This window comes from Catellatospora sp. NPDC049609 (assembly GCF_040675365.1).
In the GTDB taxonomy this organism is placed as follows: Bacteria; Actinomycetota; Actinomycetes; order Mycobacteriales; family Micromonosporaceae; genus Catellatospora.
In genome coordinates, this window is record NZ_JBFAOU010000065.1 from 31,972 (window position 1) to 41,103 (window position 9,132).

The 9,132-nt window shown below is 71.6% G+C and carries 8 protein-coding genes and 1 other RNA gene; 4 read left to right on the forward strand and 5 right to left on the reverse strand.

The window, feature by feature from the left end; genetic code table 11:
• Positions 1–31: 31 nt before the first annotated feature.
• Both AB0J67_RS19710 and rnpB read right to left on the reverse strand, forming a co-directional pair.
• Positions 32–826: a DUF6193 family natural product biosynthesis protein gene (locus tag AB0J67_RS19710; protein ID WP_363484457.1), complete on the reverse strand. Its 795-nt coding sequence runs from the start codon at positions 824–826 to the stop codon at positions 32–34.
• A gap of 132 nt (positions 827–958) precedes the next feature.
• Positions 959–1,374, reverse strand: an RNA gene (rnpB, locus tag AB0J67_RS19715) — RNase P RNA component class A.
• A gap of 320 nt (positions 1,375–1,694) precedes the next feature.
• Here rnpB and AB0J67_RS19720 point away from each other — a divergent pair.
• Entirely contained in the window at positions 1,695–2,447 is a 753-nt protein-coding gene (locus tag AB0J67_RS19720) for a sulfite exporter TauE/SafE family protein (RefSeq protein ID WP_363484460.1), read from the forward strand.
• Positions 2,448–2,483: 36 nt separating this feature from the next.
• Positions 2,484–3,170, forward strand: a complete 687-nt coding sequence (gene npdG / locus AB0J67_RS19725) for an NADPH-dependent F420 reductase (protein ID WP_363484463.1) — start codon at positions 2,484–2,486, stop codon at positions 3,168–3,170.
• A 60-nt stretch (positions 3,171–3,230) separates the two neighbouring features.
• Here npdG and panB read toward each other — a convergent pair whose 3' ends face one another.
• From panB to AB0J67_RS19740, 3 genes are all read right to left on the reverse strand, one after another.
• Positions 3,231–4,070, reverse strand: a complete 840-nt coding sequence (gene panB, locus AB0J67_RS19730) for a 3-methyl-2-oxobutanoate hydroxymethyltransferase (RefSeq protein ID WP_363484465.1) — start codon at positions 4,068–4,070, stop codon at positions 3,231–3,233.
• Between the two features lie 120 nt (positions 4,071–4,190).
• Positions 4,191–5,942, reverse strand: coding sequence for an NAD+ synthase (locus AB0J67_RS19735; RefSeq protein ID WP_363484468.1), 1,752 nt, complete (start codon positions 5,940–5,942; stop codon positions 4,191–4,193).
• 245 nt (positions 5,943–6,187) lie between these two features.
• Positions 6,188–7,006: a hypothetical protein gene (locus tag AB0J67_RS19740; protein ID WP_363484471.1), complete on the reverse strand. Its 819-nt coding sequence runs from the start codon at positions 7,004–7,006 to the stop codon at positions 6,188–6,190.
• A 158-nt stretch (positions 7,007–7,164) separates the two neighbouring features.
• Between AB0J67_RS19740 and AB0J67_RS19745 the strand changes: the two genes are divergently transcribed.
• Together AB0J67_RS19745 and AB0J67_RS19750 are read left to right on the forward strand one after the other, a co-directional pair.
• The gene (locus AB0J67_RS19745; RefSeq protein ID WP_363484474.1) at positions 7,165–8,517 is read left to right on the forward strand and encodes a glutamine synthetase family protein; all 1,353 of its coding nucleotides are present in this window, start codon (positions 7,165–7,167) and stop codon (positions 8,515–8,517) included.
• A 110-nt stretch (positions 8,518–8,627) separates the two neighbouring features.
• Positions 8,628–9,053, forward strand: coding sequence for a DUF350 domain-containing protein (locus AB0J67_RS19750; RefSeq protein WP_363484477.1), 426 nt, complete (start codon positions 8,628–8,630; stop codon positions 9,051–9,053).
• The last annotated feature ends 79 nt before the right edge of the window (positions 9,054–9,132 follow it).

Sequence of the window (9,132 nt, forward strand, 5' to 3'; positions counted from 1 at the left end):
ACCGATCCGTCCCCGTTGTTACTTGACGCGCCTAGTCCTGGCCCCCGGGCGCTGCCGAGACCGGCCGACCCAGGTCGCCGGGCAAGAGGCGCGCTGCAACACCTGCCGCTTCCTCCGCGGTCGTCGCCTCGGCGAGAATCGGACCGTAGAAGGGTGTCCGCACCTTGTAGCTCCCGTCGTGCGACGCCATCAGGCAGATCAAGGCCTCCGAGAACGAGTGCGTGGAGTTCGCCTGCCCTGCCGGTGCTGCCTCCAAGGTCGGGACCACGGCGGAGAACAGCAGGTTCCAGTGGCTGGTGAAGGGGTACAGGTGCCGTAACTCTGGATGCGCATACGTCGCCTCGATCAGCGCTTGGTATTCAGGCCGGCCGGCATCCCGCGCCTCTTTGCGAAGGTATGCCCACTCGGAGGCGACCAGGTGGGCCGGGCTGTCGTCCGGCACCTCGTAACGCCCCGTCAGCTCCACGAACGAGGCCAGCCGGTCGATGTCACGCAGCGGTACGCCGTCGCGCCACGCCAGCGCCACCAACGGCACTTCCCTCAGGTCCTGGGTGGTTCCCTCGACCAGCAACTGAGGCTTTCCAGAGCCGTTGCCTCGGCCGCGGCCGGCGATGGACCACTTTCGCTCGACGTGCCAGGCGCTCACGGTCAGCGCCTCGCGGCCCGGGGCGTAACTCGGAACTCTCGCGTGGAAGAGATCGGACTCCGGGGCGACCGCGATAGGAGACAGCCCTTGTTCCGCGGCCACGGCCTGGAGCGCCGCTGCGAGGCTGCCTTCGGCCGCCACGTCCGGATACAGCGCAGCAGGGTCGGGAGGAGTCCGCATGATCGAGAGTCTGCCCTACGAGTCACGCGTGCCGCTGTCCTCGAACTCCGTCTGGTCGCCTGCCTCGTGTGGTGTTTACACAGACCCCAAGAGGCTCGAAGCCACTGCTCGGCGCCGCAGGCTGTACAGGGACGGACGAGTCGGCCTGTACGCCGGATTCTGTGCCCCGCGCTCGCGCGCGGGCGGCGGTCATCCATCTAGGCCTGCCGTCACCGGCAGGCTCGAGCAACCTACCCGCGGACATCGGGCGGGCCGCCCTCGATCGTCCGCGCGGCCACCCGCCCGCCGAGGCGGGTCGAGCGGCCTTTCTTGGTCTTGCTCCGGGTGGGGTTTACCGAGCCACCCCGGTCACCCGGGGTGCTGGTGAGCTCTTACCTCACCGTTTCACCCTTACCCGCCGCTCCGAGGAGCAGCGGGCGGTCTGTTCTCTGTGGCACTGTCCCGCGGGTCGCCCCGGGTTGCCGTTAGCAACCACCCTGCCCTGTGGAGTCCGGACGTTCCTCGGCACCAGCGGTTTCCCGCGGTGACGCGACCGCCCAGCCGACTCGTCCGTCGCCGACCATGATACGGCCTCCACGGCCGGCGCCTCGCGCCGCGAGGGGTCACACGGTCGGCGGGAAGACCGCAGTCCCCGGTCGAAACCCGCACTCCCGCCACACACTCTCGACCGGAACCCGCGATCAAGCCCCCGACCCCGCCCTCGGGGCCCGCTGAAGATCGCGGGTTCGGGTCAGGAAGTGCGGTGGGGCCGCACTTTTCGGCACGAACTCGCGATCATGCCCGGCGCGGCGGCGCGGCGGCGCGGCGGCGCGGCGGGGTGGTACGCCGCGGGGCGCGCTGGGCGGGCGACCGGCTAGCCTCGGCGGCGATGGATGTCGCCGCGTTGCTGCTGCTGGGGGCCGTCGGCGTGGCGGCCGGGGGCGTGAACGCCGTCGCCGGGGGCGGCTCGCTGATCATGCTGCCTGCCCTGCTGGCGCTGGGCGTGCCGCCCATCCAGGCCACCGTCACCAACTCAATCTCGGTCACCGGCGGCTACTCGGCGAGCGTGCTGGGCACCCGCCAGGACCTGCAAGGCCAGGGGGTACGCCTGCGCACCCTCGCGCCGACCGTGCTGGCGGGCGCGGTGACGGGCTGCGTGCTGCTGCTGCACACGCCGCCCGGGGTCTTCGCGAAGGTGATGCCGCTGCTGGTGCTGGCGGCGTCGCTGCTGCTGGCGTTCCAGGAGCGGGTGGTGCGCCTGGTGGGGGAGCCGCACGGGCAGCCCGCCTGGCTGCGCCAGGTGCTGGTCTTCGGCGTCGGGGTGTACGGCGGCTACTTCAACTCGGTGCTCGGCGTGATCCTGATCGCCGTGCTCGGCATCGTCGTGGTGGAGACCATGAACCGCGTGGTGGCGCTGAAGAACGCCCTCCAGCTCGCCGTGGGCGCGGTGGCCACCACGATGTACACCCTGTTCGGGCCGGTCTACTGGCCGGCGGTGGCGGTGCTGGTGCCCGCGACGCTGCTCGGCGGCTTCCTCGGCGCGCGGCTGGGCAGGCGGCTGCCGGCCCGTACGCTGCGCGCGGTCATCGTGGGGTTCGGGGTGACGGTGGCGGGCGTCCTGCTGGTGCGAGCCATGTCATAGCGCGCTGAACGCTCGTTCGGTGCAAGGATCAGGCGTATGGCATTGGATCTCGCTTCCCTCCCCGACGTCAGCGGGCTGACGGTCGGCATCCTCGGCGGCACCGGCGACCAGGGCCGCGGCCTGGCGTACCGGCTGGCGCTGGCGGGTCAGCAGGTGCTGATCGGCTCGCGCAGCGCCGAGCGGGCGCAGGCGGCGGCGCAGGAGCTGACGGAGCTGTCCGGCGCGAGCGTGGGCGGCGGCGAGAACGCCGACGTCGCGGCCCGCTCGGACGTGCTGATCGTCGCGGTGCCGTACGCCGGGCACGCCGACACCCTGGCCGGGCTGGCCGACGCGCTGGTCGGCAAGATCGTGGTGGACTGCGTGAACCCGCTCGGCTTCGACAAGCAGGGCCCGTACGCGCTGAAAGTCGCCGAAGGCAGCGCGGCGCAGCAGGCGGAGGCGCTGCTGCCGGGGGCGCGGGTGACCGCCGCCTTCCACCACGTGAGCGCGGAGCTGCTGGCCGACCCGTCCGTGACGAGCATGGACCTGGACATCCTGGTGCTCGGCGACGACCGGGACGCGGTCGCGGTGGTGCAGGCGCTGGCCGGCCGCATCCCGGGCATGCGCGGCGTGCACGCCGGCCGCCTGCGCAACGCCGGCCAGGTCGAGGCGCTCACCGCCAACCTGATCGCCATGAACAAGCGCTACAAGGCCCACTCCGGCATCCGCGTCACCGACGTCTGACCGGCGTTAGAAAGGGCACCTTCTTATACGCATACCGTCAAGAAGGTGCCCTTCCTCTCGTCAGAAGGTGTGGTCGGCGGTGGGGAAGGCGCCTTCGCGGACGTCGGCGGCGAAGGCGGACGCGGCCTGGGCGAGGATGCCGTGCAGGTCGGCGTACTTCTTGACGAAGCGCGGGGTGGGGCCGGCGCTCGCTGGGCGCAGGCCGGCCATGTCCTGCCAGACCAGCACCTGGGCGTCGGTGTCGGGGCCCGCGCCGATGCCGATGGTCGGCACCGGGAGCTCGGCGGTCACCTGCTTGGCGACGTCGCCGGGGACCATCTCCAGCACCACGGCGAACGCACCCGCCTCGACGGCCTCACGGGCCTGCTGGAGCACCGTCGCGGCGGCGTCGGCGCCGCGGCCCTGCACCCGGTAGCCGCCGATCTGGTGCTCGGACTGCGGCGTGAAGCCCAGGTGCGCCATGACCGGGATGCCCGCGCCGGTGATCGCGGCGATCTGCGCGGGGCGGTGCCCCTCCAGCTTCACCGCGTGGCAGCGGGCCTCCTTCATGAACCGGACCGCGGTGCGCAGCGCCTGCACCGGGCCCTCCTCGTACGCGCCGAACGGCAGGTCGCCGACGACCAGCGCCCGCTTCGTGGCGCCGACCACGGCGCGTACCAGCGGGAGCAGCTCCTCGACGGTGACCGGCAGGGTGGACTCGAAGCCGAACACGTTGTTGGCGGCCGAGTCGCCGACGAGCAGCACGGGGATGCCCGCCTCGTCGAAGATCTGGGCGGTGTACTGGTCGTACGAGGTGAGCATGGCCCACTTCTCACCGCGCTCCTTGGCCAGCTGCAGGTGTCGGGTGCGTACCCGCGTGCCGGCCGGCCCGCCGTAGAGGGAGGGCACACTGTCGGACATCGCTGTCTCCTCTCGCCTCGAGGCCGCACACGCGGTCCCCGGGTTCCGAGGAAGATGTTTCCACCTGTTGAACACCGGATGTCAGGGTCCAGTGCAGTAATTCACTGCCGAACGGACCGCTCAGGCCTCCCGCCAGCGGTTGGTGACGGGCATGCGGCGGTCGCGGCCGAACGACTTGAACGAGATCTTGGTGCCGGGCGCGGACTGGCGGCGCTTGTACTCCGCCCCGTCGACCAGGCGCAGCACGCGGTCGACCAGCGCCGGGTCGTGCCCCTCGGCGACCAGGTCGTCGCGGCCCTTGTCGCCGTCCACGTAGCCCAGGATGATCGGGTCGAGGATGTCGTAGTCCGGCAGCGAGTCCGTGTCGAGCTGGCCGGGGCGCAGCTCGGCGCTGGGCGGCTTCGCGATGGAGTTCTCCGGGATCGCCTCGCCGATGGTGTTGCGCCACCGCGCGAGCTTCCAGACCATCGTCTTGGGCACGTCCTTGAGCGGGTTGAACGCGCCCACCGAGTCGCCGTAGAGGGTCGAGTAGCCGACGGCCAGCTCGCTCTTGTTGCCGGTGGTGAGCACCAGGTGCCCCTCCTGGTTGGACAGCGCCATCAGGATCACCGCGCGCACCCGGGCCTGCAGGTTCTCCACGGCCAGGCCGGACAGGTTCAGGTTGGCCAGGAAGCCGTCGACCATCTGCTGAATCGGCTCGACCCGGTAGTCCAGGCCGGTGAGCCGGGCCAGCTCGGCGGCGTCGTCGCGGGAGTGCTGCGAGGAGTGGCCGCTGGGCATCGAGACGCCGACGACGTGCTCGGCGCCGAGCGCGTCCACCGCGATCGCGGCCACCACCGCCGAGTCGATGCCGCCGGACAGGCCGAGCAGCACCGACTTCGCGCCGTTCTTGCGTACGTAGTCGCGCAGGCCGAGGACCAGGGCGTTCCACACCTCGGCCTCGTCGCCCAGGCGCGGGGCGATGCCGGCGTCGGCGGCCGGGTCCGCGGGCGCGGCCCACGAGGTGGGCAGCAGCACCCGCTCGACCCGCATCGCGCCCAGGTGCCCGTCGGGGGCGTCCGGGTCGGCCTCGGGCAGCGGCAGGTCGTGCACCAGCAGTGCCTGGTGGAACTGGGGTCCGCGGGTCAGCAGCGTGCCGTCCGCCCCCACGATCATCGAGTCGCCGTCGAAGGTCAGCTCGTCCTGGCCGCCGATCATGTTGACGTACGCCACGGTCGCGCCGGCCTCCTGCGCCCGGCGCACCACCAGCGGCAGCCGCACGTCGTCCTTGTTCAGCTCGTACGGCGAGCCGTTGATGTTGATCACGAGCCCGACCCGGGCCGACGCGGCCACCGCGAACGGGCCGCCCGCCTGCCAGATGTCCTCGCACACGGTCAGCGCGACGTCGGCCTGGCTGCCGTCGGCCCACACGGCCCGCACCACGGTCAGGGTGTCGCCGGGCACGAAGTAGCGGTCTTCGTCGAAGACGCCGTAGTTGGGCAGGTGGTGCTTGTTGTACCGGGCGGCGACGACGCCGCGGTGCAGCAGCGCCAGCGAGTCGCGCGGCCCGACCGGCGCGGTGCTGTCCGCGCCCATCCGGGCCGGGCCGTCCGCGTCCAGGTAGCCCACGACGACCGCGAGCTCGCCCAGCCCGTCGGCGTGCAGGTCGGCCGCGAGCCGGGTCAGCGCCTGCCGGGAGGCCTCGACGAAGGACTGCCGGAACACCAGGTCCTCGACCGGGTAGCCGGTCACCATCATCTCCGGGAACGCGACGACGTGCGCGCCGGCCTCGGCGGCGCGGGCGGACCACTCGCGGATGATCGAGCAGTTCCCGGCGATGTCGCCGACGGTGGGGTTGACCTGGGCGAGAGCGAGACGCAGCGTGGCGGTCATGCCCTCATCTTCTCGCACACCCCGCCCACCGCGTGTCTCCCGCACCCCGTGTGCCCCACCACATCACGCCCGCCACGACCCCTGACCGGTCCGCCCCGCCGCCACGCGCCGGCCCGCGCCGGACCGGCCTGCCCGGCGGCCAAGATCGCTCGACTTGCCAGGCAAGTGGGCGAATGAGCGGCCAAGATACGCACATGTGCCCGGCAAGTCGGACGATCTTGCCGGGCACATGTGGGTGAGCGGGGTCAGCCGAGGGGCTTGGGGCCGAGGGTGATGGGGAGGAGCTTGCGGGCGGCCTGCTCCAGCAGGCCGGTGAAGCGGGTCAGGTCGGCGACGGCGCCGGTGCGCTCGCCGGAGTCCATCTCGCGCAGCACCGACAGCACCTCGCCGACCCGGCCCAGTGCCAGGTAGCCGGTCATGGTCTTGTCCCGGCCGGTGAGGGTGAACCGGATCGCGAACGCGTCGCCCTCCAGCTTCAGCAGGTCGGCGGGCAGCCGGTCGCGGGGCACGTCGTCGACGCGTACGCGCACCGACGTCCCGTCGTCGAGCACCGCGTTGAAGTCGCGGCAGCGCTGGCCCATCCGGCGCAGCTCGCTGAGGGTGCCCGCGGCCCCGTCGCCGGCGAACGTGGTCAGCACCTGCGTGATCAGCGTCGGGCCGCGGTGCTTGGAGATCGCCTGGGCGCTGGGCTCGATCCGGGACTTCGGGTGGGTGGAGACCGTGGCCGCGGCGGTGCGGATCAGCTCGTCGGGCGCGCTCAGCAGGGCGGCGCAGCGCTCCGGCCGGGGCGCCTTCGGCTTGGGCGAGGCGATCACCGGCGGCTGCTGCTGCGGCGCGTAGCTCGCGGGCAGGTCGATCGGCGCCAGCAGGGCCGCCTGCAGCTCGGGCTGGCTGGCGGTGATGGTGTCGGTCTGGCGTACCCCGGTGGCCTGGGCCTGCTGCTGCCGGTGCGAGGCGCCGAGCACCCCGGCCAGCGTGAGCGCGGTGATCAGCAGACCGCCGAGGGCGATGCCGCCGGCGATCGTGCGGTGCCGGACGGGAAAGACGCGGTCCAGGCGGTTCATGGGCGCTCCTGCTCCTTGTTGCTGCCCCGTCCAACGCGGTGAAGGGCGTCGAAGTTGCGGGATCACCGTGCCCCGGCGTAAGGCTGAGGTATGGCGTAACGTGCCCGTAATGAGGCCGCGCCAGACTGGCCCGGAGATCTCGTCGAGAGAGGCATGCCGTGGATCGTCAGCAGGAGTTCGTGCTGCGCACGCTTGAGGAGCGCGACATCCGGTTCGTGCGCCTCTGGTTCACCGACGTGCTCGGCACCCTGAAGTCGGTCAGCGTCGCGCCGGCGGAGCTGGAGGCCGCCTTCGAGGAGGGCATCGGCTTCGACGGATCGGCCATCGAGGGCTTCGCCCGGGTGTACGAGTCCGACATGATCGCGATGCCGGACCCGACCACGTTCCAGGTGTTCCCGTTCGAGGGCGGCGGCTCCGGCGAGAGCGCCCGGATGTTCTGCGACATCCTCATGCCCGACGGCACCCCGAGCTGGGCCGACCCGCGCCACGTGCTGCGCCGGGCGCTGTCGAAGGCGGCCGACAAGGGCTTCACCTTCTACACCCACCCCGAGGTCGAGTTCTTCCTGCTGGCCGACGCGCCCGCGGACGGCGGCGTGCCGACCCCGGTCGACGCGGGCGGCTACTTCGACCACACCACGCACGCCATCGCGCGCGACTTCCGCCGCCAGGCGGTGCTGGCGCTGGAGCGCATCGGCATCTCGGTGGAGTTCAGCCACCACGAGGTCGCCCCCGGCCAGCAGGAGATCGACCTGCGGTACGCGGACGCGCTGACCACCGCCGACAACATCATGACGTTCCGGCACGTGATGCGGGAGGTGGCGCTGTCGCACGGGGTGCGCGCCACGTTCATGCCCAAGCCGTTCACCGACCAGCCCGGCAGCGGCATGCACACGCACCTGTCGCTGTTCGAGGGCGAGCGCAACGCGTTCCACGACCCGGCCGACCCGCACAAGCTGTCGAAGACCGCCAAGGCGTTCATCGCGGGCGTGCTGACCCACGCGCGGGAGTTCACCGCGGTGACCAACCAGTGGGTCAACTCGTACAAGCGGCTGTTCCCGCAGATGATCCCGGACCGGATCGCCGAGGCCCCGGCGTACGTCTGCTGGGGCCACCTGAACCGTTCCGCCCTGGTCCGCGTGCCGGCGTACGGCAAGCCGAACTCGGCCCGGGTCGAGGTCCGCTCGCTGGACTCGGCCTGCAACCCCTACCTCGCCTTCGCGGTGCTGCTCGGCGCCGGCATGAAGGGCATCGAGGAGGGCTACGAGCTGCCCCCGGGCGCCGAGGACGACGTGTGGGCGCTGTCCAACGCCGAGCGCCGCGCGATGGGCTACTCGGCCCTGCCGGAGAACCTGTCCGAGGCGATCGACGTGATGGCCGGCTCGGAGCTGGTCGCCGACGTGCTGGGCGAGCACGTGTTCGACTTCTTCCTGCGCAACAAGCGCGCGGAGTGGGAGGAGTACCGGCGCGAGGTGACGCCGTTCGAGCGCATCAAGTACCTGGGCGCGCTGTAGTCCGGCACCCGGGGTGCGCTGTAAACCACCTGCGGATACCTGTGTGGCGGGCCCCCTTGCGGGGGTCCGCTAGCCTGCCCCACGACATCTGACCTAGTGGAGGCGGTTTCATGCTGCAGGATCTGATCACGGGCGCGTGGCAGAGTGTGGTCTTCGGGGTGGCCGGCATCTGCCTGATGGCCGTGGGCTTCATCGTGGTGGACCTGCTGACGCCGGGCCGCCTGCGCGAGCTCATCTGGCACCAGCGCAGCAGCAACGCGGCCCTGCTGCTGGCCGCGAACCAGCTCGGCATCGCGCTCATCGTGTTCACCGCGATCTTCACGAGCTACCAGGACTTCGGCAAGGGCTTGGCCTCGACCGTGCTCTTCGGCCTGCTCGGCATCGGCCTGATGGCCCTGGCCTTCTTCGTCCTGGACTGGCTCACCCCCGGCCGCCTCGGCGAGATGATCGCCGAGATCGAGCCCCACCCCGCCGCCAAGGTCGTCGCCGCCACCCACTTCGGCGCCGCCCTCATCGTCTGCGCCTGCATCGCCTGACCCCCGGGCGGCCGCCTATCTCGCGTCGATCTTGCGTGAACTGTGGGGATGACACGCCCCAAAGGGGCAGTACACCAAC

What these genes read in the sequence shown, in the direction of transcription:
- AB0J67_RS19720 (WP_363484460.1), top strand. Translation starts at nt 1,695, where the DNA reads ATGGATGTCGCCGCGTTGCTGCTGCTGGGGGCCGTCGGCGTGGCGGCC.
- AB0J67_RS19735 (WP_363484468.1), bottom strand. Translation starts at nt 5,942, where the DNA reads ATGACCGCCACGCTGCGTCTCGCTCTCGCCCAGGTCAACCCCACCGTC.
- AB0J67_RS19740 (WP_363484471.1), bottom strand. Translation starts at nt 7,006, where the DNA reads ATGAACCGCCTGGACCGCGTCTTTCCCGTCCGGCACCGCACGATCGCC.
- AB0J67_RS19750 (WP_363484477.1), top strand. Translation starts at nt 8,628, where the DNA reads ATGCTGCAGGATCTGATCACGGGCGCGTGGCAGAGTGTGGTCTTCGGG.
- panB (WP_363484465.1), bottom strand. Translation starts at nt 4,070, where the DNA reads ATGTCCGACAGTGTGCCCTCCCTCTACGGCGGGCCGGCCGGCACGCGG.
- AB0J67_RS19710 (WP_363484457.1), bottom strand. Translation starts at nt 826, where the DNA reads ATGCGGACTCCTCCCGACCCTGCTGCGCTGTATCCGGACGTGGCGGCC.
- npdG (WP_363484463.1), top strand. Translation starts at nt 2,484, where the DNA reads ATGGCATTGGATCTCGCTTCCCTCCCCGACGTCAGCGGGCTGACGGTC.